The following is a 23,248-nucleotide window of genomic DNA, read 5'->3' as shown; positions in this document are numbered from 1 at the left end:
GCGCCTCTGCGAGCGCAAGGGCTGCCAAAGGCCCCGGATTGTGGGCTATATTCAATTCGACATCCCGGCCCTGCGAGGAGCAAACCCCATGAAAGTCAGCGACATCCTCCGTGTGAAGGGCAACACGCTCTACACCATCACCCCCGACGATCCCGTGGCCGACGCAGTGGCCGTGATGGCCGACAAGGACATCGGCTCCCTGGTGGTCATGGAACACGGCGATCTGGTGGGCATGCTGACCTTCCGCGAGATCATCCTCACGCTGCAGGCCAACGGCGGCGCCGTGGGCAGCACCACCGTGCGCAAGGCGATGGACGATGCGCCACTGACCTGCACGGCCGAGACCGAACTCGACGAAGTGCGCCGCATGATGCTGGACCGCCACGCGCGCTACATGCCCGTGATGGACAAGCGCATGCTGATGGGCGTGATCAGCTTCTACGACGTGGCCAAGGCCGTGGTGGACAGCCAGAACTTCGAGAACAAGATGCTCAAGGCCTACATCCGCGACTGGCCGGGCGAAGACGAAGAAGCCACGCGCTGAGGCGCTGCGCGTTCGCGGGGCCCCGGCTTCGCGAAGGCGCTCATTCCTTGATGTTGGCCGCCTGCACGATCTTCTGGTTGCGCGCGGCTTCCGCCTGAACGAACCTGCCCAGATCCTCGGCCGAGCCGCTGCCTGGCTGCGCGCCCTGCTCGAGCAGCTTGGCGCGCACCTCGGGCTCCTTGAGCACCGCGTTGAGTTCCTCGTTCAGGCGCTGCAGCACCGGCGCAGGCGTTCTGGCCGGCGCGAAGATGCCGGTCCAGCTCAGCATCGAATAGCCCTTGAGGCCCGGCATTTCGCCGAAGGCCGGCACCTGGGGCAGCGCTTGCAGCCGTTCGCTGCCCGTCACACCCAGCGCCTTCAGGCGGCCGCCCGCCACATGCGGGATGGCGCTCGTGCTCACCAGCATCGCCAGATCGATCTGGTTGCCGATCACGTCGGTGGCGATCTGCGCGCCGCCGCGGTAGGGCACATGCGTGATGAACAGCCCCTCGCGCTGCTTGATCAACTCCATGGCCAGTTGCAGAACCGTGCCCACGCCCGAGGTGGCGTAGTTGTATTTGCCGGGCGCGGCCTTGGCGAGCTTGACGAACTCCGCCCAGTTCTGCGCCGGCAGGCCGGGGCGGGCCACCAGCACCATCGGTGCGGTGTTGAGCATGCCGACCGGTGCGAGGTCCTTCAGCGGGTCGAACTTGAAGGCGGCCGGGTTGATGAGCCGGCCGATGGCCATCACGCTGTCGGGCCCGGCCACCAGGGTGTAGCCGTCGGGTGCCGCGGCGGCGGCCCTGGCCACGCCGATCACCCCGCCGGCGCCGGCCACGTTCTCCACCACCACCGACTGCTTGAGCCGCTCCCCCAGTCGCGTGGCGACCAGGCGGGCATTGAAATCGACGCTGCCGCCGGCCGAGTAGGGAACGATGAGCGTGATGGGCTTGCCCGCCGGCCAGGCAGCCTGGGCGAGCACGGCGCCGGGCAATGCGGTGACGAGAAGGGCGGCGAGGGTGATGGGGCGAAGCTTTGGCACGGTCAGTTTCCTTGGGGCAGGGGGTCGGGGGGCAGGCGTGCGCGCAGCGCGTCGAACTCGGCCAGCCACTGCGCGCGCCAGGCGCGGCGCTGGCCATCGTCGATCCAGGCGCCGCGCAGGCCGTTTTCCAGGAAGCCGCGCAACGCATCCAGATCAAAGCCGAAGTCGCGCACCATCATCAGCCAGGCCTGCGTCGGCGTGACGTGGTGCAGCGTCGGGTCGTCGGTGTTGGGATGCACGGCCAGGCCCAGGCCAGGCATGCGGCGGATGGGGTGGTCCAGTGCCCAGCGTTCGGGCGGCAGGGTGCGCAGGTAGTAGGAGTTGGTCGGCACCACGGTGAACAGCACGCCGCGCTCGGCGCATTCGCGGGCGAATGCGGGTTCATCGACCACCGTGTAGCCGTGGTCGATGCGGTCCACCTTGAGCACGTCCAGCGCGGTGCGCACATGGGTCCAGGGCGTGCCGAACTCGCCGGCGTGCGCAGTGGTCTTCAGGCCCGCGCGGCGCGCGTCGGCATAGGCGTCGGCAAAGAGTTCCGGCGGCCGCTCGGTCTCGCGGTAGTCGATGCCGATGCCCAGCGTGTGCTCGTGGCGGTGCCCGGTCACCCATTCGACCATCTGCCGCGCCGCCTCGGGGCTGGCCTCGCGGTCGATGGCGGCCACCAGGCGGCCCGCAATGCCGTGGTCGGCCTGCGCGTCGTGGATGGCGCGCACGATGGCCTCCTGCGCGCGGGCGTAGGGGATGCCCGATTCGGCTGCAGTGCCGGTGGGGTTCCAGAAGAACTCGCTGTAGCGCACGTTGTGGGCGGCGGCGTCTTCCAGGTACTCGTAGGTCAGGCGATGGAGGTCCTCGGGTGTGCGGATCAGCCAGGCATCGAGCGCGCGCAGTACGCGCAGCACGCCAACCGGTTTGTCGCCGCGCGTGTAGAAGGCGCGCACTTCGTCTTCTGCGAGCGGCATGCCGGCGCGGCGGTTCAGCGCCTCGAAGGTGGCGCGGCGCACGGTGCCGAACAGGTGGCAGTGCAGTTCCGCCTTGGGCATGGCGTGTAGCATCGACTCCAGCGTGAGCGGGAGGTCGGCGTGGCTTGGGGCAGCGTGCATGCGCCGGAGTCTAGGAAGGGCCGCTGCAAAGAAGAAGTGATGAATTTCTATAATTTCATTCAAGCAAGTGATGAACAGAGGCCGATGGACTCCAACCCGCTGCGCGCACTGACGCTGCGCCACCTCCAATGCTTCTCGGTGCTGGTGCGGGAGGGCCATTTCGGCCGCGCCGCGCAGCGCCTGTCCATCACCCAGCCGGCGCTGAGCAATGCCATCAAGCAGATGGAGCGGCTGCTGGGCGCGCCGCTGCTGGAGCGCACCACGCACCGACTGGCGCTCACGCCGCTGGGCGCCGAGGTGCTGGAGCGCACCGACTTCGTGGTCAACACCGTGGACCAGGCGCTGCGCGACATCCGCAACGTGGTGGTGCGCGGCAGTGCCCACATGCGCATCGGCGTCATCCCCTCGGCCAGCCGGCAGGTGGCGGCGGCGGTGGTCGCCTTCGAGGCGAAGCAGCCCGGCACCGTGAACGTCGAATGGGCCGACGCGCCTTCCACCGAACTGGTGCAGCGGCTGCGCCTCGGCCAGCTCGACGTGGCGGTGGCGGCGATCACCGACGCGCCCGACGGGCTGGACTGCACCGAGCTGTTTCGCGACCCGCTGATGTTGGTGGTGCATTGCGACCACCCGCTGGCTGCCGTGCGCAGCGCGAGCTGGAAGGCGCTGGGCAGCGAGCGGCTGGCGCTGTTCGAGAGCGGCAGCATGCCGGCGCTGGCCGGCCCGGCCCGCGCGCAGTTCGGCGAGGGCGGGCCGCAGCCGCTGCGCGTGCGCTATGCCGAGACGCTGCACGCGCTGGTGCGCAGCCGGCTGGCGCTGGGCCTGATGCCTCGGCTCTACACCGCGGCGCTGCACGATCCGCAGCTGCGCGTGGTGCCGCTGGGCCAGCCGCGCATCGAGCGCCGCGTGGTGCTGCTGCGCCGGCCCGAGCCGCTGCGCAGCGCGGCTGCGCGAGCGCTGGCCGAGCACCTGGCCGCGCAGCTCGCCGGTCGATCAGGCCGGCCGGCCAGGAAGTGAAGATCGGCGCGCCGTCGGGGGCAGGGGTCTCGTGGCAGATCGAGAGGCCCGCTCCGTCACCGCCGCGGACGGATCGCCGACTTGGGCCGGAAGGCCTTGCACACGGCCTCGTCGCATTCCAGGTAGGGGCCGCCGATCAGGTCGATGCAATAGGGCACGGCCGCGAAGATGCCGGGCACGGCCTGCGTGCCGTCGGCGTTCTTCAGGCCTTCCAGCGTTTCGGCGATGGCCTTGGGCTGACCCGGCAGGTTCAGGATCAGGGCCTGGTCGCGGATCACCGCCACCTGCCGCGAAAGGATGGCCGTGGGCACGAAGCGCAGGCTGATCTGGCGCATCTGCTCGCCAAAGCCCGGCATTTCCTTGTGCGCCACGGCCAGCGTGGCTTCGGGGGTCACGTCGCGCGGCGCGGGGCCGGTGCCGCCAGTGGTCAGCACCAGCGAGCAGCCGGCTTGAACCAGCTCGATCAAGGTGGCGCTGATGGTCGCCTGTTCGTCGGGGATCAGGCGCGGCTCGAATTCAATGGGGTTGCGCAGCGCACGCGTGAGCCAGTCCTGCAGCGCGGGCAGGCCCTTGTCTTCGTACACGCCCGTGGAAGCGCGGTCGCTGACCGAGACGATGCCGATGCGGACCGGATCAAAGCCCGATGCGGGGTCCATCTTCATGCATCTTCCTCGCGCGACTGATGCGCAGCCTGCTCGCCATGGTCGGCATCGCCATGCGCGGCCAGTTGCGCGCGCACCAGCTGGAACAGTTCGCGAAAAGCCTTGCCCTGGCGCGGCGCCTCGCCGGGCTTGCCGGTCTGCAGGTCCTTGCGCGCCTGGCGCACCAGTGCGCGCAGCTGCTGCGCGTCGGTGCCGGCATGGGTCTCGATCCACGCGCCCACGGCCTCGTCGCCGGCGATCATGCGTTCGCGCCAGCCCTCGGCCTCGTGCAGCAGGGCCGTTTCCTGGACGGAGCCGTTGGCCTGTTCATCCAGCGCCTGCTGGGCCGCGCGCACGGTGTCGTCATCGAGCTTGCGCATCAGCTTGCCGATGTACTGCATCTGGCGCCGCCGGCCTTCGAAGTTGGTGATGCGCCTGGCTTCGGCCAGGGCTTCGAGCAGGGTGTCCGACAGGCCCAGGCGGCCCAGCAGGTCGGCGCGCAGCGTGAGCAGCGCTTCGCCCAGGGCCTGCAGTTCGTCGCTTTCGCGCTTCAGGTCGGTCTTGCTGGTCTCGATGCCGCCCTTGAGTTCGCGCTTGAGTTCCTGGTCCAGTTCGCTGCCTTCGGCCACGAAGTGGCCGCGGACGAAGTAGCCTTTTTTGGGTTTGCGGGGCATGGCAGAGCAGTGCTTGGGAGAGAGCGGGGGAATAGGCAGCGCGCCCGGCCCGGGCGGGGCGCGCCGCTATCATTGTCCCCCACATGACGACCTCTCACGCCCGTGCAGACAGCGGCTTCGCCTACAGCCGCGAATTCTTCGAAAACCTGGTGGACAGCGCGCTCGCGCACGCCAAGAAGCTGGGCGCCACCGACGCGGGGGCCGAGGCCTCCGAAGGCTGCGGCCTGTCGGTGTCGGTGCGCAAGGGCGAGCTGGAGAACGTCGAGCGCAACCGCGACAAGTCGCTGGGCGTGACGGTCTATGTGGGCCAGCGCCGCGGCAATGCCAGCACCTCGGACTTTTCCGAAGCGGCCATCGCCCGCACCGTGCAGGCCGCCTACGACATCGCGCGCTTCACGGCCGAAGACCCGGTGGCCGGCCTGCCCGACGAGGCCGACATCGTCACCGAGCAGCCCGACCTGGACCTGTTCCATCCCTGGGCGATTGACAGCGCACGCGCCGCCGAGCTGGCGCTCGAATGCGAGGCCGCGGCCTTTGCCACCGACAAGCGCGTCACCAACAGCGAAGGCGCGGGCGTCTCGGCCCAGCAGAGCCATTTCTTCAGCGCCCACACGCACGGCTTTCGCGGCGGCTATGCGAGTTCGCGCCATTCGATCTCTGTGGCCCCCATCGCTGGCAAGGGCGACGGCATGCAGCGCGACGCCTGGTACAGCTCCATGCGCTCGGCCGACGAACTGGCCAGCCCGCAGGCCGTGGGCCGCTATGCCGCCGAGCGCGCGCTCAGCCGCCTGAAGGCCCGCAAGATCAAGACCGTGGAATGCCCGGTGCTGTTCGAATCGCCCCTGGCGGCGGGCCTTCTGGGCGCGCTGGTGCAGGCCACCAGCGGCGGCGCGCTGTACCGCCGCAGCAGCTTTTTGCTCGATTCGCTGGGCAAGCCCGTGCTGCCCTCGCATGTCGACGTGCGCGAAGACCCGTTCATTGCGCGCGGCAAGGGCAGTTCGCCCTTCGACGACGAGGGCGTGGCCGTGCGCGCACGCCAGGTGGTGGACGCGGGCCGGCTCGAGGGCTATTTCCTCTCGACCTATTCAGCGCGCAAGCTGGGCATGAAGACCACTGGCAACGCGGGCGGCTCGCACAACCTCACGCTCACGTCGCGCCTCACGCAGCCGGGCGATGACCTCGAGGAAATGCTGCGCAAGCTGGGCACGGGCCTGTTCGTCATCGAGCTGATGGGCCAGGGCGTGAACTACGTGACCGGCGACTACTCGCGCGGCGCCAGCGGCTTCTGGGTCGAGAAGGGCCGCATCGTGCATCCGGTGGAAGAAATCACCATCGCCGGCAACCTCAAGGACATGCTGATGGGCATCGAAGCCGTGGGCGCCGACGCCTACAACTACGGCGCCAAGACCACGGGCTCGATCCTGGTCAATCGCATGAAGGTGGCGGGCGCCTGAGCCTGCATCTCAGTGGCGCCCGGCCGCCCGAAGGCACTGAGGCACCCCCTCGGGGGGCAGCGGACCTCGCGAAGCGGGGGAGCGTGGGGGCTGTTTCCTTTCAGGCGCCGTTGAGCTCGGGCGCCAGCAGATGCTGCAGCAGGCGCTGCGCATGCGGCGCCAGCCTCTGCGGCTCCTTCACGCAGATCACCAGCGTGCGCTGCGCCCACGCCTCGCTCAACGGCAGGCAGGCGATGGCCAAGGTGGCCGCGCAACGCAGGGCGGCCGTGCGCGGCACCACCGCGGCGGCGATCCCCTGTTCGACCATGCGGCACACGGCCTCGAAGCTGCGCACCCGCACCCGGTAGCGCAACTGCAGGCCCTGGCGCGCGGCCTGCTGGCTCAGGTGCGCCTGCAGCGGGTTGTCGGCCGCCAGGCCGACCAGGTCGATGCTGCCGCGCGCGTCCTTGAGCGCATCGAGCGTGTGCGCACCCGCATGCGAGGCCAGCGCATGGGCGCGCGGCAGCACCAGCATCAGCGCGTCGTCGCGAAAGAAGTGGTGCGTCAGGCCCTGCAGGTCGGCCTGGTCGGCGCAGATGCCCAGCTCGCACAGCCCGGCGCGCACGGCCTGCGCCACGTCGGCGCTGGGCCGCTCCTCCACATCGACCGAGAGCTGTGGATGGGCCGCGAGGAAAGCGGCCAGCGGCGCGGGCAGGTGTTCCATGATGGCCGAGCTGTTGCACAGCAGGCGCACATGGCCGCGCAGGCCTTCGCCGTATTCGGCCAGTTCGCCGCGCAGGCGCTGCATCTGCGCCAGCACCAGCCGCGCGTGGTGCAGCAGCGTGCGGCCGGCCTCGGTCACGCGCACGCCCTGCGGGTGGCGCTGCAGCAGCGCACCGCCCAGGGTTTCTTCCATGCCGCGCACGCGCTGGCTGGCCGAGGCCAGCGTCATGTGCGCGCGCGCCGCGCCCGCCGTGAGGCTACCGGCTTCCACCACGTGCACGAACAGGCGCAGATCGGTCAGGTCGAATCGCATGGGCCGCAAGGTAGCACGCGGGCCTCAGGCGCAGGCTGAGGCCGGCTGTGAAAGATCCACATTGGCGCGCGGGCACCGCAGCAGCAGACTGCCGGCCATGTGCTTTTGCAGGAGCCTGCGCGTGTCTTCATTCCGGATCTTCTCGCGCCGCAACGTCGCCTGCGTGGGCAGCGCCATCGGCCGCATGCATCGCCACCTCATCCACCGCTCGGCGGCTGGCCGCCGCTGCCTGCAAACGGGGGCGCCATGATGCCCGCGCTGCTGCCGGGCCTGCCGCTGCAGATGGCCGCGCTGGCCATGGCCGTCTTCGTGCTCGCCGGTGCCGTCAAGGGCGTGATCGGCCTGGGCCTGCCCACCTTCTCGATGGCGCTGCTGGCGCTGTGGATGCCGCCGGCCCAGGCGGCTGCGCTGTTGCTGCTGCCTTCGCTGTGCACCAACCTGTGGCAGGCCGGGCCGCTGGCCACGCTGGGCGCCCTGTGGCGCCGGCTGTGGCCCATGCAGACGGGCGTGCTGCTGGGCACCTTGGGTGGCGTGCTGCTGTTCGGGCCGCCGGCCGGGCGCGCGGGGGCCGCGCTGCTCGGGCTGGCGCTGGCGGGCTACGCGCTCTGGGGGCTGGCGGGCCGCAGGCTGCCGCAGCGCATGGCGCAGGCGCGCGGCGTGGGGCCGCTGGTGGGCGTGCTGACGGGGCTGCTCACGGCGCTCACGGGCGTCTTCGTGCTGCCGGCCGTGCCCTGGCTGCAGAGCCTGTCGCTGGACAAGGACGAACTGGTGCAGGCCATGGGCCTGTCCTTCACCACCTCCACAGTGGCGCTGGGGTTGGGCCTGGGCTGGGCCGGCGGCGCCGACACCGCGGCCAGCCTGTGGGCCTCGCTGTGGATGCTGCCTGCGGCTGCCCTGGGCATACTGTGGGGCCAGCGCCTGCGCGCCCGCCTGTCGCAGGCCGTGTTCAGGCGCTGCTTCTTCGTGGCGCTGCTGGCGCTGGGGGTGTGGATGCTGTGGCGCGCGGTGGCCGCCTGAAGGCCCGCGATCGCGCCAGTTGCCTCCTCAGACCTTCCACGCGCCTTCGTGCGAAGCCGAAGCCTGCGCGATCAGCGCGGGCCCGATGCACTCGATGCGGTGCGTGGAGGCCGCGAACACGTCGCGGCACGAGAGTTCGGCGTCGCGCTGGTCCAGCCGCTCGCCGCGGAACACGCGCAGCCGCACGGCATCGATGCCGTAGACCACGCGGCCGATGTTGGACCAGAAGATCGCGCCCGCGCACATCACGCAGGGCTCGCCCGAGGAGTACAGCGTGGCGCCGGCCAGCTCGTCGCGGCTGAAACGGGGGCTGACTTGCCGCACGGCCGAGGTTTCGGCGTGGGCCGTGCAGTCGCCCGTTTCGCCATTGGCGTTCCAGGCTTCCTGCAGCACGGTGCCGTCGGCCGCGACGATGACGGCGCCGAAGGGCCGGTTGCCGCGCTCGCGCGCGTGGTCGGCCATGGCGATGGCCTGGCGCAGGTAGCGGCCGTCGCGCTCGCTGAGTGCCACTTCCGCAGGCAGGCTGGCATCGATACCGCTCATGCCTTCACCTGGCGCTCGGCCATGGGCGGCAGGAAGGCCGTGTTGAAGAGCCGCTCGGGCGCCGGCTTGCGGGCCAGGTTGAAAACGGCCGCCACCTCGTCGATCTGGCGGCCAAGCACGGCCGGCTGCACGCCGCCCAGCCCCACCTCGCGCGTTTCCGCCGTGCTCAGGTACCGGCGCGTGATGGCCCAGCGCTGGCGCTCCACATCGAGGTTGAGGATGGGCTCGCGCGCCCGCATCGCGGCCAGGGCTGCGTCGGGGTTGGCCAGGGTTTCGCGCAGCGCACGGTTGCTGGCGCGCACGAAGGCGCGCGCGGCCTCGGGCTTTTCCTGCACCAGTTTGCCGGCCAGGATCGCGTTGCCATACAGGTGCAGGCCGGCCTTCTGGTATTCGAGCACCGCCAGTTCCTGCTCGGGCACACGCGCGAACAGCGAGACGGCAGAGTCGTGGAAGTAGGTGGCGGCATCGACGTCGCCGCGCACCATCACGTTGTCGCGCGCGCTGAAATCGGTGGTCACCCACTCGAACAGCTCGGGGCTGGTCTTGAGCGCGCGTGCGGCCATGGGCCAGCTGCGGCGGGTCGATTCGACGGCGGCAGCGGCAACGCGCTTGCCCTTGAGCGACTGGAAGTCGGTGCTGATGCCGCGGTCCTTGCGGCCGATGATCACGAAAGGCGCGCGGTTGTAGTACTGGTAGAGCGCCTGCACCGGCGTGTCGGGGTTCTGTGCATGGAATTCGATCAGCGAGCTGATGTCGCCCAGGCCCAGGTCATAGGCGCCGCTGGCCACGCGCGTGATGGAGGCCACCGAGCCCGATCCCACGTCGATGCTCACATCCAGGCCTTCGTCCTTGTAGTAGCCCTTGGACAGGGCCAGGAAGAAGGGAGAGGTCTGGCTGGTGACGCGGAAGTCCAGCGTGAAGCGCAGCGGGGTCAGGCCCTGGGCATGGACGGCAGAGGCAGCGAGGCCGCTGGCGGCCACGGAAGAGGCGAGGCAGGAGTGAAGGAACTGGCGGCGTTGCATGGCTTTGCTCAGGTTCATCAAGCCGGCGCGTGGGGCGCGCGCGGCCAACAGTCCGGCCAGGGCGGCTGGCGCCCAGGACCGGGGTGAACGAGCAATTTCCGGGCGTGGCCCCTGTGCGGGGCGGCACGCTGAACGCTTCTACTCAGGACAAAGCAGATGCACTAACCGTGCCTGGCTTGTGCAGCGCCGTGCGCCCCATTCGGGTGCGCGTGCTTCCGAACCTGTTCTCAGGCCAACAGCGTTGCGCGCACGCGCGCGATGGCCTGGCGGTAGGGCAGGGCAAAGCCGTCCAGTGCGTCGCCCGCGGCCAGCCAGCGGAAGGCGAAGACCAGCCCGTCTTCCTCGGGGCTGCCATGCGCCGTGTGCGCAAAGTGTTCGGGCAGCGCGTCGCCCTGCCAGCGCATGAGGAACAGGTGCCACAGCTGCGCATGCGCGTGGCGGTTGCTTTCCTCGCCCGCGGCGCAGTCGCGAAGCAGCGTGCCCAGGTCCTGCAGCGGGCCATCGAAGGCGAGGCCCGACTCTTCCAGCAGCTCGCGCCGCGCGGCTTCTTCGGGCGTCTCGCCGGGCTCGATGGTGCCCTTGGGCAGCTGCAGGCCGCCATCGCCCGGGTGGTCGAACACCAGCAGGCGGCCGCGCGCATCGACCAGGCAGGCGCAGGCCTTGCCGATGATCCCGTCGCCGGGCAGGGCCTCTTGCGCCTGCATCACTGCGTGCCGGCTCAGGCGCCCGAGAGCGCGGCCTTCACGGCGGCGCTGACCTGGCCCATTTCGGCCTTGCCGGCCAGGCGGGTCTTCACGACGCCCATCACCTTGCCCATGTCGCCGGGGCCGCTGGCGCCCAGCTCGGCCACGATGGCCTTGACCTCGGCCAGCACTTCATCGGCGCTCAGGCGCTGCGGCAGATAGGCCTGCAGCACGGTGATCTCGGCCGCTTCCTTGTCGGCCAGCTCGGTGCGGCCGGCCTGGTTGAAGGCCGCGATGGAGTCCTTGCGCTGCTTGATCATCTTGTCGAGCACGCCCACGACGGCGGCATCGTCCAGCTCGATGCGCTCGTCCACTTCCTTTTGCTTGATGGCTGCCAGCAGCAGGCGGATGGTGGCCAGGCGCTCGGCTTCCTTGGCGCGCATGGCGGCCTTCATGTCGTCGCTGATCTGTTGCTTGAGAGTCATGTTGTCTTCCGCCTTGTCGATGAAAAAAACAAAAGCCGCGGCAGGGGATCCCGGCGCGGCTCGTGGCACAGGCTGCGCGGGCAGCCGGTGGCTTGGGTATCAGCTGATCAGTACAGCTTCTTGGGCAGCTGCATGCTGCGCACGCGCTTGTAGTGGCGCTTCACGGCGGCTGCCTTCTTGCGCTTGCGCTCGGCGGTGGGCTTTTCGTAGAACTCGCGGGCGCGCAGGTCGGTCAGCAGGCCCAGCTTTTCGATGGTGCGCTTGAAGCGACGCAGGGCAACGTCGAAGGGCTCGTTTTCTTTAACGCGGATGGTGGTCATTGAGTGAACAGTAGATGACGGTGGCCCGCGCAAGATCGGTACGCAAAGCCGGGTTTCCTCAACTGAAAATCTGGATGGCCCGCTGAGGTCAAGGCCGAGGTTAGCCGGGCATTATAGACCGAGTCGGCCACCCGTCCAGCCCTGGCTGGCTCAGAGCTATGGGCGTGCTCAGCGGGGCGCGTCCGCAGGTGCCTGTTCGCGCTCGTGCAGGCCGTAGTCGCGCAACACCTGGGCCACGCGCAGCCGGTAGTTGGCAAACACGCCCGCCCGACCGGTGGCCTGCGCCTGGCGGTGATGGGCCTGCGTGCGCCAGCGGTGCACGGCTGCCTCGTCGCGCCAGAAGCTCAGCGAGAGCAGCTTGCCCGGCGTGCTCAGGCTCTGGAAGCGCTCCACCGAGACGAAACCGTCGATGGCCTCCAGCTCAGCGCGCAGGCCGGCGGCCAGGTCCAGGTAGGTCTGGCGCCCGTCCTCACTGGGCAGCACTTCGAAGATGACGGCGATCATGGGGCGGTCTCCAAGGGGTTCTGCGGCCAGGCGTTCAGGGTGCCGGCCACCGTTTCGGTGAAGCTGCGCGTTTCGCGCAGGATGAAGCGGCGGGCCTGGGCCCATGCGAAGTTGGCGCGGCCTTCGGGGTCGGCCCGCAGGCGGGCGCGGTAGGCCTCGTAGGCGGCCAGGCTGTCGAAATCGATCAGGCCCAGCGCTTCAAAGTTGCTGCCTTCATGCGGCAGAAAGTAGCCGATCAATCGCCCACCGCAGCGCGGAATGATGCGCCCCCAGGCCTGGGCGTAGGCTTCAAAGGCTTCGCGCTGGAAGGGGTCGATTTCGTAGCGGATGACGCAGGTGACGCTCATGGCGCGGGCTCGCTGGAGTGGGGAAGGTGCCCATGTTCGGCCGCGCTGGCACGCCGATGCTTCGCGCTGGCACGAAGCGTCGTGCGCCAGGACTGGTGCAGACTTGGCTGATGAACACCAACCAGATCGCCCATGTGGCCGCCCTCATGGGCGAGCCCGCGCGCACCGCCATGTTGCTGGCGTTGATGGATGGGCGCGCGCTTACGGCGGGTGAGCTGGCCGAGGCGGGCCGGGTGTCGCCGGCCACGGCCAGCCGCCACCTGGGCCTGCTGGTGGAGGCCGGGCTGCTGCGGCTGGCGCGCCAGGGGCGGCACCGCTACCACTGCCTGGCTTCACCCGAAGTGGCGCGCCTGCTCGAAGGTCTGATGCAGCTGGCTGGCCAGAACGCCGCGCCCACCAGAGCGCAAGTGCGCACCGGTCCGCGCGATGCCCAGCTGCGCCGCGCACGCGCCTGCTATGACCACATGGCCGGCCGCCTGGGCGTGGCCATTGCGGACCATCTGCTTGTGGAGGGCGCCATCGAGTTCGACGGCGAGGACGGCCGCGTGACCGAGCACGTGGCCCAAGTGCTGGCGCCGCTGGGCCTGGCACTTGCGCCGCCGCAGTTGCCTGCAGGCCGGCGGCCGCTGTGCCGGCCCTGCCTGGACTGGAGCGAGCGCCGCCCCCACGTGGCGGGCCGGCTGGGTGCGATGCTGTGCACGCACGGGCTGGCGCGCGGCTGGCTCACGCGCGGCGCGGGCGAACGCGCGCTGGGCATCACGCCCGAGGGCGCGCGCGTGCTGCGCGACTGGCTGGGCCTGCAGCGCTGGCAGCAGGTGATGGAGGCCGACGCGCCTTGAGCCGACGCGCTTCGTGCAGGGTCAGGCCGGCCGCAGCGCCTGCGCGCAGGCATGGGCGCTGGCCCAGGCCCACTGGAAGTTGTAGCCGCCCAGCCAGCCCGTCACGTCCACCACTTCGCCGATGAAGTACAGGCCGGGCTGCTTCGATTCCAGCGTCTGCGAGGACAGCTCGCGCGTGTCCACGCCGCCGGCCGTCACCTCGGCCTTCTTGTAGCCCTCGCTGCCCGAAGGCGTGATCTCCCAGCGCGAAATGCGCTCGGCCAGCCGCGAGAGGGCTTTGTCGCCGGCCTCGTTGATGGGGCGCTGCAGCGCTTCGTCGCTCGCGGCCCACGCGTCGGCCAGCCGCGCGGGCATCAGCGCCGCCAGCTCATTGGCCACGCGTTTGCGCGAATCGCGCTTGGCAGCCTGCAGCGCCTCGGCCGCGTCCACGCCCGGCGCCAGGTCGATCTGCAGTGGCGCGCCGGGCGTCCAGTAGCTGGAGATCTGCAGCACGGCCGGGCCCGAGAGGCCGCGGTGGGTGAACAGCAGGTCTTCCAAAAATTCCATGCGACTCTTCTTGCTGCCGGTGGCCATGCGAACTGGCAGTGCAAGGCCTGCAAGGCCCGCATACGGCGCCCACGCTTCGCCACCAAAGGTCAGCGGCACCAGGGCCGGGCGCGGCGCCACCAGGCGCAGCCCGAACTGCTCGGCAATGCGGTAGCCGAAATCGGTCGCGCCCAGCTGCGGAATCGACAGCCCGCCCGTGGCAATGACCAGTTGCGGCGCCTGCACCGGGCCGCGCTGGGTCTCGATGCGGTAGAGCCCGTCGGCATGCGTCACGCCTTGCACGCTGCAGGGCTGCCAGCGCGTGACGCCGCCGGCCTGGCACTCGGCCAGCAGCAGGTCGATGATCTGCTGCGAGGAGTCGTCGCAAAAGAGCTGGCCCTTGTGCTTCTCGTGCCAGCGGATGCCGTGCCGGTCGACCAGCGCGATGAACTGTGCGGGCGTGTAGCGCGCCAGCGCCGAGCGGCAGAAGTTCGGGTTCTCGCCCACGAAGTGCCGCTGCGGCGCGCGCGGGTCCAGGTCGCGGTTGGTGAAGTTGCAGCGCCCGCCGCCGGCAATGCGCACCTTCTCGGCGATGCGCGGGCTGTGGTCCAGCAGCAGCACCTTCAGGCCGCGCTGCCCGGCCTGCGCCGCGCAGAAAAGCCCGGCCGCGCCGGCGCCGATGATGATGGCGTCGAAGGCCGTCGTGCTCAAAAATGAAATCCCTTTGATGGATGGCGCGCCCCATGCGGGCGCCGCCGCGCCCTCATCCCTTCCACGTGAACGGGAACTTGAGCTGCCTGAAGAAGCCGTTGGGCACGTAGTCGCCCACCACGCCGTAGCGCTCGGGCCAGAGCCTGTCGCTCTTGACCGCGGTGCCGAAGAGGTAGTCGAGGAAGGCGTAGTGCGCGGCGTAGTTCTTGTCGATGGCTTCGTCGTCCTGGCTGTGGTGCCAGTGATGGAAGTTGGGCGTGACGATCACATAGCGCAGCGGCCCCAGGCGCACGCTCACGTTGCAGTGGTTGAACACGGCCTGGAAGCCCACGATCACGATGTAGGCGTCGATCACTTCCTTGGAAAAACCCAGCACGTAGATGGGCGCGAGCACCAGGGTGCGCGTGATCAGCAGCTCCAGGATGTGCTGGCGCGAGCCGGCCATCCAGTCCATGCTCTTGACGCTGTGGTGCACGGCATGCAGGCGCCACAGCATCGGCACCTCGTGGTAGGCGCGGTGCGTCCAGTACTGCACCAGGTCGGCCACCAGGATGATCAGCAGCACGCCGGCCCAGAAGGGCAGGTTGGCCACCCAGCCCCGCACGCCGTCGTGCGCGGCCCAGCCGAAGAGCTTGTGCACCATCAGGTTGGTGGCCAGCAGCACGAAGCCCACGATCATGTGGTTGACGATGAAGTGGTGGAAGTCGGTCTGCCATTCGGCGCGGAAGATGGGCTGGTCCTTGCGCAGCGCGAACAGCTTCTCGATGAAGATGAAGATCAGCGCCGAGCCCAGCAAGTCCAGGATGAACCAGTCCAGGCCGATGTAGGGCGTCCCGTCGGGGAAGTTCGGGTCCACGTTCACCTTGTGGCCGCCCAGCAGGGCCGCCACCACCACCAGCAGGAAGGCGAAGGAGGACAGCCAGCGCGAGCGGTTGAAGACGATGTTGACCAGGGCCAGGCCGCCCGCGACCACCATGGCCGCCAGCATGATCCAGCGCATCACGTCCACGTTGTAGCTCTTGCGCAGCTCGGGCGTGGTGAGGTACTGGGGGAAGTGGAAGGCCAGCACCCCCAGGAAGCACAGCATGCCCAGCGTGATCGCGATGGTGCCCGTGACCAGGCCCCTGCCGCGCTGCAGCTCGCCGTGGCTTTCGGTGAATTGATTGAGTTTTTCCAGCTCCAGCATGAACATGCCCCGAAGCGTTGCCAACGAAGGCGCGGATTCTAGGAGCGCTCCCGCCCCCGCCCCATCAGGTGCCGAAGCGCGTGGCGTCCTGCTGCGCCGCGGCCACGCCGCGCAGCACGTCGCCCACCACGATCACGGCCGGGCTGCCCATGCCCGCGGCGTGCAGGTCGGCGGCCAGCGCGGCCAGCGTGCTGGTCATCTGGCGCTGGCCGGGCAGGCTGGCCTGCTGCACCACCGCCACGGGCGTGGCGCCAGGCAGGCCGCCGTCCAGCAACTGCTGCTGGATGTGCGCCACGCCGGCCACGCCCATGTAGATGACCAGCGTCAGCCGCGCATCGCGCGCGGTGGCGGCCAGGGCGCGCCAGTCCGTCGCATCGTGCTGTGAGGCCGCGCCGGTCCTGGCGTGGCCGGTGACGAAGACCACGCCCTGCGCATGGTCGCGGTGCGTGAGCGGCACACCCAGCGAGGTGACGGCCGCCAGCCCGGCCGTGATGCCGTTGATCACCTGGCATTCGATGCCGGCCTCGCGCAGGTGCTCCACCTCTTCGCCGCCGCGGCCGAAGATGAAGGGGTCGCCGCCCTTGAGCCGCACCACCGTCTCGCCTTCGCGCACGGCGGTGATCATGAGCTTCTCGATGAAGGACTGGGGCGTGCTCTTGCAGCCGCCGCGCTTGCCCACATGGACGATGCGCGCCGTGGGCCGCGCCCAGGCCAGCACCTCGGGGTTGACCAGGTCGTCCACCAGCAGCACGGTGGCGGCCTGGATGGCCTTGACGGCCTTGAGCGTCAGCAGCTCCGGATCGCCCGGACCGGCACCCACGAGCGTGCAGCGGCCCTGCAGGAAGGATGGCGTGGGGGTGTTCATGCGTGGGTACTCAGTTCTTGGATGTGGGCCACCTGCGCGGCGATGGCCGGCGGCACGGGCAGGTCGCCGGCCAGCACGCGGCGCGTGTAGTCGGCCGTCACGTCGGCCGCCAGGCTCTCGGGCAGGCCGGGCACTTCGGGCAGCGTGCCCGGCTGCTGGGCCTGCAGGGTCAGCGGCCGGCCGCGCAGGAAGCCTTCGAGCTGCGGCGTGCGGCGCGGGTCGCTGACCACTTCGCCTTCCAGCCCGCGCGAGAGCAGCGCCGTCAGGCCCAGCAGCTCGAACAGCTCGGTCATCACCGTGGCGAAGGCCGGATGCGTGTAGCTGCCGATGACCACGGCCGGGCCGTCGACCGGCTGCATCAGCTTGACCACGCTGTGGCCCGCATTGCGCAGGCCGACCACGCGCCGCACATCGAGCAGGCGCGTGAGGCCGGCATGCAGCAGCGGTGTGCCCACCACGGCCACTTCGCCGGCCTCGATGCGCGCCAGGCCGGTGCGCGCGGGCACGTCGAGCAGGGCCAGCACGTCGCTGGCCAGCACGCGGCTGGATTCGGTGGCATGGCCATGCACCAGCACCGGCAGCCCTTCGCGCGCCAGCAGCAGCGCCAGCAGCGGCGTGAGCACCGGCAGCCGGCGCGCGCCGTTGTAGCTGGGCAGCACGACCACGGGCCGCGTGCTGGCCGGCAGCTTGTTCAGGCGCGCGTGGGTGGCGTCCAGGAAGCCGGCCATCTCCGGCGTGGTTTCGCCCTTGACGCGCATGGCCAGGCAGAAGGCGCCGATTTCCAGATCGGTGACCTGGCCGTCCAGGATCTGGCCGAACAGGTCGGCCGCCTGCTCGCGCGCGAGCGGCTTGGCACCGCGTGCGCCGCGGCCGATTTCCTTGATGTAGTGGCTGATTCCCATGGGTGTACGGATTGTCCCGCACGGCTTATGCCGGATTGCAAGGCTGCTTATTCCCCATTCGCCTGCAAGTGCCAGTGCAGTCATGGCGCCGGCACCAGCGCCGGCATGGCCGTCGCACGCACCATGCGCTTGAGCTCGGGCAGGCAGGAGCCGCAGTTGGTGCCGCACCTGAGCCCGCCCTGCAGCGAGGCCAGGCGCTGCTCCTCGGTGCCCGGCGCGGTGGCCAGGGCCTCGTTGATCGCCGTCTGCGTGACGCCGAAGCAACTGCACACCACCTTGCCGCGCGCGGCGACGCCGGCCGGCGCGGCCGCACCGGGCTTGAGCAACTGGCGGCCATAGGACTGCGCGGGCAGGCGCTCCTGCAGCAGGGTCTTGATCCAGGCTTCGGCGCGGGTGTCGCCGCCCAGCAGAAAGGCTTGCAGATGCGCGTCCTGGCCCTCGCGCACCAGGCGCATCGTGCGGCGCTGGCCGTGCTTGCGGTCGGCATAGCGCAGGCTGTCGGGCGCGTCCAGGCCCAGCAGGGCCTCGATGCGGGCCAGCAGCGCGTCGGGCGGCGCCTCGTAGGCGGCGGCGCGCAGCAGCACGCCGGCGCGCTGCTGCTGTGCGCCGTCCTCCAGGGCGCCCGCGGCGCCGAAGGGCACGCAGCTCGCGAAGGGGAAGGCGCCCATCAGCTCGCGCAGCGCTTCACGCGCCTGCAGCGACTGGCTCTGCGGCAGCCAGGCCACGGCCAGCAGCGACCAGGGCATCTCGGCCTTGAGGATCTTCACCGCCGTGTGCTTGAGTTCGGGCTGCTTCGAATCGGGGCAGAAGGCCGGGGTGGTCAGCGCGTTCACGCCGGCCAGCAGCTCGCCGGTGCTCGATCGGCCGCTGATGTATTCGCCGCCCCAGTGCATGGCGATGAAGCTCTGGCCCAGGCCCAGCTCGGGGCTGGCCGACACCGGCAGCAGGATCGAGCCGCGCCTGGAGGTCACATGCACCAGCTCGCCGTCGGCAAGCTGGCGCCGCGCCATGTCCTGCGGATGCATCTGCACCGTGGGCTCGGGCACGTGGCCGAACAGGCGCCCCAGCGTGCCCGTGCGGCTCATGCCGTGCCACTGGTCGCGCAGCCGGCCGGTGTTCAGCGAGAAGGGGTAGCGCGCCTCGCGGGCCTCGGCCAGCGGCTTGTAGGCCACGTCGGCAAAGCGCGCGCGGCCATCGGGCGTGGGGAACACGCCGTCCTCGTAGAGCCGGCTGCGGCCGCTGGCTTCGCCTTCGCGCAGCGGCCACTGCTGCGGCGCGGCTTCGAGCATCGCGTAGCTCATGCCGGTGATGTCGAGGTCGCGCCCGCGCGTGGACTCGCGGTGCTCGTTCCAGACGGCTTCGGCATCGGCATAGGGAAAGAGGGTGCCGGCGCGGCCCAGCCGGGCTTCGAGGCGCCGCGCGAACTCGGCGGCGATGACCCAGTCGTCGCGCGTCTGGCCGGGCCGCGCCACGGCGTTGCGCACGCGCGAGATGCGGCGCTCGCTGTTGGTGACGGTGCCGTCCTTCTCGCCCCAGGTGGTGGCCGGCAGCAGCAAGTCGGCGAAGGCGCAGGTGGCCGTGGTGGCGAAGGCCTCCTGCACCACCACGAACTCGCAGCGCTGCAGCGCGCGGCGCACCGTGGCCTGGTCCGGCATCGACTGCGCGGGGTTGGTGCAGGCGATCCACAGCGCGCGGATCTCGCCGTCGGCCGCGGCCTGGAACATCTCCACCGCGGTCTTGCCGGGCTTGTCCGGCACCGCGGGCACGCCCCAGAACGAGGCGACTTCGGCGCGATGCTGCGGGTTGCCGAGGTCGCGGTGCGCCGACAGCAGGTTGGCCAGGCCGCCCACCTCGCGCCCGCCCATGGCGTTGGGCTGGCCGGTCAGCGAGAAAGGCCCCGCGCCCGGCTTGCCGATCTGTCCGGTGGCCAGGTGCAGGTTGATCAGCGCCGCATTCTTGGCCGTGCCGCTGGAAGACTGGTTCAGGCCCTGGCAGTACAGGCTCAGCGTGGCGGCCGAGGTGGCGAACAGGCGCGCCGCCTCGAACAGCGCTTCCCGCGTGATGCCGCAGACCTGCGCGACGCGCTCGGGCGTGCAGTCGCGCACCGTGGCCTTGATCGCGTCGAAGCCGCTGGTGTGGGCGGCGATGTAGGCGGCGTCGGTCCAGCCCTCCCACAGCATCAGGTGCAGCATGCCGTGGAACAGCATCACGTCGGTGCCCGGCTGCAGGGGCAGGTGCAGGTCGGCGATCTCGCAGGTGTCGGTGCGGCGCGGGTCGGCCACGATGATCTTCATCGCGGGATTGGCGGCCTTGGCGTCCTCGATGCGGCGGAAGGCGATGGGGTGGGCCCAGGCCGTGTTGCTGCCGGCGATGAACAGGCACTGCGCATGCCCGAAGTCCTCGTAGCAGGCGGGCGGTGCGTCGGCGCCCAGCGTCTTCTTGTAGCCGGCCACGGCGCTGCTCATGCACAGGCGCGAGTTGGTGTCGATGTTGTTGGTGCCCACCAGGCCCTTGGCCAGCTTGTTGAAGACGTAGTAGTCCTCGGTCAGCAACTGGCCCGACACGTAGAAGCCGACCGCATCGGGGCCGTGCTCGCGGATCACGTGGGCGAACTTCTCGGCGGCGTTCTCCAGCGCCTCGTCCCAGCCCAGCGGCTGCGGCGCTGCGCCGCGCTGGGCACGATGCATCGGCTGCAAGAGCCGCGTCTGCCGCGTCACCGCCGCGCTGGCCGTCAGGTGCAGGGTCGAGCCCTTGGTGCAAAGCCGTCCGAAGTTGGCCGGGTGCGCGGGATCGCCGCGCACGCCGGTGATCTGCGCGCCATCGGATTCGATGATCACGCCGCAGCCTACGCCGCAGTAGGGACAGGTCGATCGCGTTTCAGTCATGTGGGTTCGGTCCGCCGCGGCGCTCATGCGTTGCGCAGGCTCGGGCCGGCGGTGGGGCGTTGCAGCTCGATGGCATGGCTGGCCAGCTCGCCGGCATCCAGGTGCACCACGTCGTTCTCCACCCAGACGGCGAACTTCGGCGTGCAGCCCTCGTCCGGCGCCTTGGCGCAGCCGTCCTGAAGGCCGATGGACCAGTTGTGCAGCGGGCAGGCCACGCTGGTGCCGAACACGATGCCCTGGCTCAGCGGGCCGCCCTTGTGCGGGCAGCGGTCGAGCAGGGCGAACACCTGGTTCTCGGCATTGCGGAAGACGGCGACGTCCAGGCCCGCGGGCCGCGCCACGCGGCGCGCGCCCAGCACGGGAATGTCGTCGATGCGGCAGATGGCTTTCCAGTCGCTCATGGGGCTTCCTCTTTTCTTGTTTTTTCTTCAGGCGGCGTGGGTGGTGCCGCCTGCAGGGGCCAGCGGCGTGAACTGCCGCACGTCCACCGAGGCCTGCGCCGATTCGAACCACGGATCGGGCTCGCCATCGAGCGCGAACTGCAGCCGCTCCCACAGGGCCGCGCGGCCGGGCGCGTCCTCCACGATCCTCTTTTTCACGTAGTCCAGGCCCACGCGGCCGATGTAGTGGACCGTGCGCTCGAGGTACCAGCCCTCCTCGCGGTAGAGCTGCAGGAAGGCACCCGCATGCGCCATCACCTCCTCGCTGGTCTTGACCTTCACGAGGAACTGCGCCACGTCGGTCTTGATGCCGCCGTTGCCGCCCACGTACAGCTCCCAGCCCGAATCCACGCCGATCACGCCCACGTCCTTGATGCCGGCCTCGGCGCAGTTGCGCGGGCAGCCCGAAACCGCCAGCTTGACCTTGTGCGGCGCGTACATGGCCCACAGCGCGCGTTCCAGGTCCTTGCCCATCTGGGTCGAATCCTGCGTGCCGAAGCGGCACCACTCGCTGCCCACGCAGGTCTTCACGGTGCGCAGCGACTTGGCATAGGCAAAGCCCGAGGGCATGCCGATGTCCTTCCACACGTTCTCCAGGTCTTCCTTCTTCACACCCAACAGGTCGATGCGCTGGCCGCCCGTGACCTTGACGGTGGGGATCTGGTACTTGTCCACCGCGTCGGCGATGCGCCGCAGCTCGTCGGCGGTGGTGTGGCCGCCCCACATGCGCGGGACCACCGAATAGGTGCCGTCCTTCTGGATGTTGGCGTGGCTGCGCTCGTTGATGAAGCGGCTCTGCGGATCGTCCTTCGCCTCCTTGGGCCAGTTCGAGATCAGGTAGTAGTTGATGGCCGGGCGGCAGCTGGCGCAGCCGTCGGGCGTGCGCCAGCCCATGCCGCGCCAGACCTCGGCGTGGGTGAGCCAGTGCTCCTTGCGGATCGCGTCGCGCACGTCCTGGTGGCTGTGGTCGGTGCAGCCGCACAGGGCCTTTTTCTTCGGTGCGGCCGAATAGTCTCCGCCGGCCGTGAACATCAGGATCTGCTCCACCAGCCCGGTGCACGAGCCGCAGGAGGCACTGGCCTTGGTGTGCTTCTTCACCTCGTCGAGCGTGAACAGGCCCTTCTCCTTGATGGCCTTGCAGATCGCGCCCTTGCTCACGCCGTTGCAGCCGCACACCTCGGCTTCGTCGGGCATGCCGGCGGCCTTGCTGTGGCCCTCGTGGCCGGTGTCGCCGATGTTCGATTCGCCGAACATCAGCTTGTCGCGGATGTCCTGCAGGCTGCGGCCGTCGCGCAGCAGCTTGAAGTACCAGCTGCCGTCCACCGTGTCGCCATAAAGGCAGGCGCCCACCAGCTTGTCGTCCTTGATCACCAGCTTCTTGTAGACGCCGCCGAAGGGGTCGCTCATCACGATCTCCTCGCAGCCTTCGCCGCCCATGAAGTCGCCGGCCGAGAACAGGTCGATGCCCGTGACCTTGAGCTTGGTGGAGGTGAGCGAGCCCGAATAGCGCCCGATGCCGAAGTGCGCCAGGTGGTTGGCCGCCACCTTGGCCTGCTCGAACAGCGGCGCCACCAGGCCGTAGGCCACGCCGCGGTGCGCGGCGCATTCGCCCACCGAGTAGATGCGCGCGTCGGTCACGGTCTGCATGGTGTCGTTGACCACGATGCCGCGGTCGCAGTGCAGGCGCATCTTCTGCGCCAGCTCCACGTTGGGGCGGATGCCCACGGCCATCACCACCAGGTCGGCCGCGACTTCGGTGCCGTCCTTGAAGCGGATGGCCTGCACGCGGCCTTCCTCGTTGCCCACCAGCTCCTGCGTGTGCGCGCCGATCATGAAGTGCAGACCGCGGTCCTCCAGCGACTTCTGCAGCAGCTTGCCCGCCACGTCGTCGAGCTGGCGCTCCATCAGCCAGGGCATGACGTGCACCACCGTGACGTTCATGCCGCGCAGCATCAGGCCGTTGGCCGCTTCCAGGCCCAGCAGCCCGCCGCCGATCACCACCGCGTTCTTGTGCGTGCGCGCGGTCTCGATCATGTAGTCGGTGTCGGCGATGTCGCGGTAGGCGATGACGCCCTTGAGGTCCTTGCCGGGCACCGGCAGCATGAAGGGATTGGAGCCGGTGCACATCAGCAGGCGGTCGTAGTGCGCCTCGGTGCCGTCCTCGGCGCGCACGATGCGCCTGACGCGGTCCACCTCCACCACTTTCTTGCCCGCGTGCAGCGTGATGTTGTGCTCGGCGTACCACTCCCAGCTGTTGAGGATGATCTCGTCCACCGTCTGCTCGCCCGCCAGCACCGGCGAGAGCAGGATGCGGTTGTAGTTCGGATGCGGCTCGGCGCCGAAGACGGTGATGTCGTAGAGCTCGGGCTCGATCTTGAGCAGCTCTTCGAGGGTGCGAACGCCGGCCATGCCGTTGCCGACCATCACGAGTTTCATCTTTTTCTTCATGGGGCTGGACCTTTCTGGGAATCAGGCAAGCGAAGACGCCCGGCGCGCCCGGACAATCGCGCC

At 69.8% G+C, this 23,248-nt stretch carries 25 protein-coding genes; 5 read left to right on the top strand and 20 right to left on the bottom strand.

Annotated features, from left to right (window positions below):
- The first annotated feature begins 88 nt into the window (after positions 1-88).
- Entirely contained in the window at positions 89-544 is a 456-nt protein-coding gene (locus PGB34_RS01785) for a CBS domain-containing protein (protein ID WP_271426347.1), read from the top strand.
- A 40-nt stretch (positions 545-584) separates the two neighbouring features.
- On the opposite strand, the gene PGB34_RS01780 is transcribed toward PGB34_RS01785, so the two are convergent.
- Positions 585-1,565 (bottom strand): Bug family tripartite tricarboxylate transporter substrate binding protein, encoded by a 981-nt coding sequence (locus PGB34_RS01780; protein WP_271426346.1) that lies wholly within the window; start codon positions 1,563-1,565, stop codon positions 585-587.
- Positions 1,566-1,567: 2 nt separating this feature from the next.
- Positions 1,568-2,665 (bottom strand): adenosine deaminase, encoded by a 1,098-nt coding sequence (add, locus tag PGB34_RS01775; RefSeq protein WP_271426345.1) that lies wholly within the window; start codon positions 2,663-2,665, stop codon positions 1,568-1,570.
- Positions 2,666-2,749: 84 nt separating this feature from the next.
- Between add and PGB34_RS01770 the strand changes: the two genes are divergently transcribed.
- Positions 2,750-3,679, top strand: coding sequence for a LysR family transcriptional regulator (locus PGB34_RS01770; RefSeq protein ID WP_271426344.1), 930 nt, complete (start codon positions 2,750-2,752; stop codon positions 3,677-3,679).
- 56 nt (positions 3,680-3,735) lie between these two features.
- Here PGB34_RS01770 and mog read toward each other — a convergent pair whose 3' ends face one another.
- A complete protein-coding gene (mog, locus tag PGB34_RS01765) occupies positions 3,736-4,341 on the bottom strand; it encodes a molybdopterin adenylyltransferase (protein WP_271426343.1) in 606 nt (201 codons plus the stop codon).
- Positions 4,338-4,994, bottom strand: a complete 657-nt coding sequence (yjgA, locus tag PGB34_RS01760) for a ribosome biogenesis factor YjgA (protein WP_271426342.1) — start codon at positions 4,992-4,994, stop codon at positions 4,338-4,340. The genes mog and yjgA overlap by 4 nt, the downstream gene beginning before the upstream one ends.
- 83 nt (positions 4,995-5,077) lie before the next feature.
- Here yjgA and pmbA point away from each other — a divergent pair, with 83 nt between their 5' ends.
- Positions 5,078-6,448, top strand: coding sequence for a metalloprotease PmbA (gene pmbA / locus PGB34_RS01755; protein ID WP_271426341.1), 1,371 nt, complete (start codon positions 5,078-5,080; stop codon positions 6,446-6,448).
- Between the two features lie 100 nt (positions 6,449-6,548).
- On the opposite strand, the gene PGB34_RS01750 is transcribed toward pmbA, so the two are convergent.
- Both PGB34_RS01750 and PGB34_RS01745 read right to left on the bottom strand, forming a co-directional pair.
- Positions 6,549-7,463, bottom strand: coding sequence for a LysR family transcriptional regulator (locus PGB34_RS01750; protein ID WP_271426340.1), 915 nt, complete (start codon positions 7,461-7,463; stop codon positions 6,549-6,551).
- A gap of 24 nt (positions 7,464-7,487) precedes the next feature.
- Positions 7,488-7,640: a hypothetical protein gene (locus PGB34_RS01745; protein WP_271426339.1), complete on the bottom strand. Its 153-nt coding sequence runs from the start codon at positions 7,638-7,640 to the stop codon at positions 7,488-7,490.
- 69 nt (positions 7,641-7,709) lie between these two features.
- On the opposite strand from PGB34_RS01745, the gene PGB34_RS01740 reads away from it, so the two are divergent.
- Positions 7,710-8,480, top strand: a complete 771-nt coding sequence (locus tag PGB34_RS01740; protein WP_408647808.1) for a sulfite exporter TauE/SafE family protein — start codon at positions 7,710-7,712, stop codon at positions 8,478-8,480.
- A 27-nt stretch (positions 8,481-8,507) separates the two neighbouring features.
- Here PGB34_RS01740 and PGB34_RS01735 read toward each other — a convergent pair whose 3' ends face one another.
- The 7 genes from PGB34_RS01735 to PGB34_RS01705 form a co-directional block, all read right to left on the bottom strand.
- Positions 8,508-9,023, bottom strand: coding sequence for a nucleoside deaminase (locus PGB34_RS01735; RefSeq protein WP_271426338.1), 516 nt, complete (start codon positions 9,021-9,023; stop codon positions 8,508-8,510).
- On the bottom strand, positions 9,020-10,045 hold the full coding sequence (locus PGB34_RS01730; RefSeq protein WP_271426337.1) for an ABC transporter substrate-binding protein: 1,026 nt from the start codon (positions 10,043-10,045) through the stop codon (positions 9,020-9,022). The genes PGB34_RS01735 and PGB34_RS01730 overlap by 4 nt, the downstream gene beginning before the upstream one ends.
- Positions 10,046-10,272: 227 nt before the next feature.
- Positions 10,273-10,749, bottom strand: a complete 477-nt coding sequence (locus PGB34_RS01725; RefSeq protein ID WP_271426887.1) for an NUDIX domain-containing protein — start codon at positions 10,747-10,749, stop codon at positions 10,273-10,275.
- Positions 10,750-10,763: 14 nt separating this feature from the next.
- Positions 10,764-11,213, bottom strand: a complete 450-nt coding sequence (locus PGB34_RS01720) for a GatB/YqeY domain-containing protein (RefSeq protein ID WP_271426336.1) — start codon at positions 11,211-11,213, stop codon at positions 10,764-10,766.
- A gap of 107 nt (positions 11,214-11,320) precedes the next feature.
- Entirely contained in the window at positions 11,321-11,533 is a 213-nt protein-coding gene (gene rpsU / locus PGB34_RS01715; protein WP_007833691.1) for a 30S ribosomal protein S21, read from the bottom strand.
- 168 nt (positions 11,534-11,701) lie between these two features.
- Positions 11,702-12,037 carry an antibiotic biosynthesis monooxygenase family protein gene (locus PGB34_RS01710; RefSeq protein WP_271426335.1) on the bottom strand — a complete coding sequence of 112 codons (336 nt, stop codon included), beginning with the start codon at positions 12,035-12,037 and terminating at the stop codon, positions 11,702-11,704.
- Positions 12,034-12,384: an NIPSNAP family protein gene (locus tag PGB34_RS01705; RefSeq protein WP_271426334.1), complete on the bottom strand. Its 351-nt coding sequence runs from the start codon at positions 12,382-12,384 to the stop codon at positions 12,034-12,036. The genes PGB34_RS01710 and PGB34_RS01705 overlap by 4 nt, the downstream gene beginning before the upstream one ends.
- Positions 12,385-12,494: 110 nt before the next feature.
- Between PGB34_RS01705 and PGB34_RS01700 the strand changes: the two genes are divergently transcribed.
- Positions 12,495-13,223 (top strand): ArsR/SmtB family transcription factor, encoded by a 729-nt coding sequence (locus tag PGB34_RS01700; RefSeq protein WP_271426333.1) that lies wholly within the window; start codon positions 12,495-12,497, stop codon positions 13,221-13,223.
- Positions 13,224-13,244: 21 nt separating this feature from the next.
- Here PGB34_RS01700 and PGB34_RS01695 read toward each other — a convergent pair whose 3' ends face one another.
- From PGB34_RS01695 to nirB, 7 genes are all read right to left on the bottom strand, one after another.
- On the bottom strand, positions 13,245-14,459 hold the full coding sequence (locus PGB34_RS01695) for a BaiN/RdsA family NAD(P)/FAD-dependent oxidoreductase (RefSeq protein ID WP_271426332.1): 1,215 nt from the start codon (positions 14,457-14,459) through the stop codon (positions 13,245-13,247).
- A gap of 52 nt (positions 14,460-14,511) precedes the next feature.
- Positions 14,512-15,645 (bottom strand): sterol desaturase family protein, encoded by a 1,134-nt coding sequence (locus PGB34_RS01690; RefSeq protein ID WP_271426886.1) that lies wholly within the window; start codon positions 15,643-15,645, stop codon positions 14,512-14,514.
- Between the two features lie 64 nt (positions 15,646-15,709).
- Entirely contained in the window at positions 15,710-16,510 is an 801-nt protein-coding gene (gene cobA / locus PGB34_RS01685) for a uroporphyrinogen-III C-methyltransferase (RefSeq protein WP_271426331.1), read from the bottom strand.
- The gene (gene ybiB, locus PGB34_RS01680) at positions 16,507-17,412 is read right to left on the bottom strand and encodes a DNA-binding protein YbiB (protein ID WP_271426330.1); all 906 of its coding nucleotides are present in this window, start codon (positions 17,410-17,412) and stop codon (positions 16,507-16,509) included. The genes cobA and ybiB overlap by 4 nt, the downstream gene beginning before the upstream one ends.
- A gap of 80 nt (positions 17,413-17,492) precedes the next feature.
- Complete coding sequence (locus PGB34_RS01675; RefSeq protein WP_271426329.1) at positions 17,493-20,297, bottom strand: nitrate reductase; 2,805 nt, start codon at positions 20,295-20,297, stop codon at positions 17,493-17,495.
- Positions 20,298-20,320: 23 nt separating this feature from the next.
- The gene (nirD, locus tag PGB34_RS01670) at positions 20,321-20,698 is read right to left on the bottom strand and encodes a nitrite reductase small subunit NirD (RefSeq protein ID WP_271426328.1); all 378 of its coding nucleotides are present in this window, start codon (positions 20,696-20,698) and stop codon (positions 20,321-20,323) included.
- Positions 20,699-20,725: 27 nt separating this feature from the next.
- Positions 20,726-23,185, bottom strand: coding sequence for a nitrite reductase large subunit NirB (gene nirB / locus PGB34_RS01665; protein WP_271426327.1), 2,460 nt, complete (start codon positions 23,183-23,185; stop codon positions 20,726-20,728).
- Positions 23,186-23,248 lie beyond the last annotated feature (63 nt).

Source organism: Xenophilus arseniciresistens (assembly GCF_028023875.1).
GTDB classification, from domain to species: Bacteria; Pseudomonadota; Gammaproteobacteria; order Burkholderiales; family Burkholderiaceae_C; genus Xenophilus; species Xenophilus arseniciresistens.
Note: the sequence above shows the minus strand (reverse complement) of the source record. Positions and strands in the feature narration are given on the sequence as shown.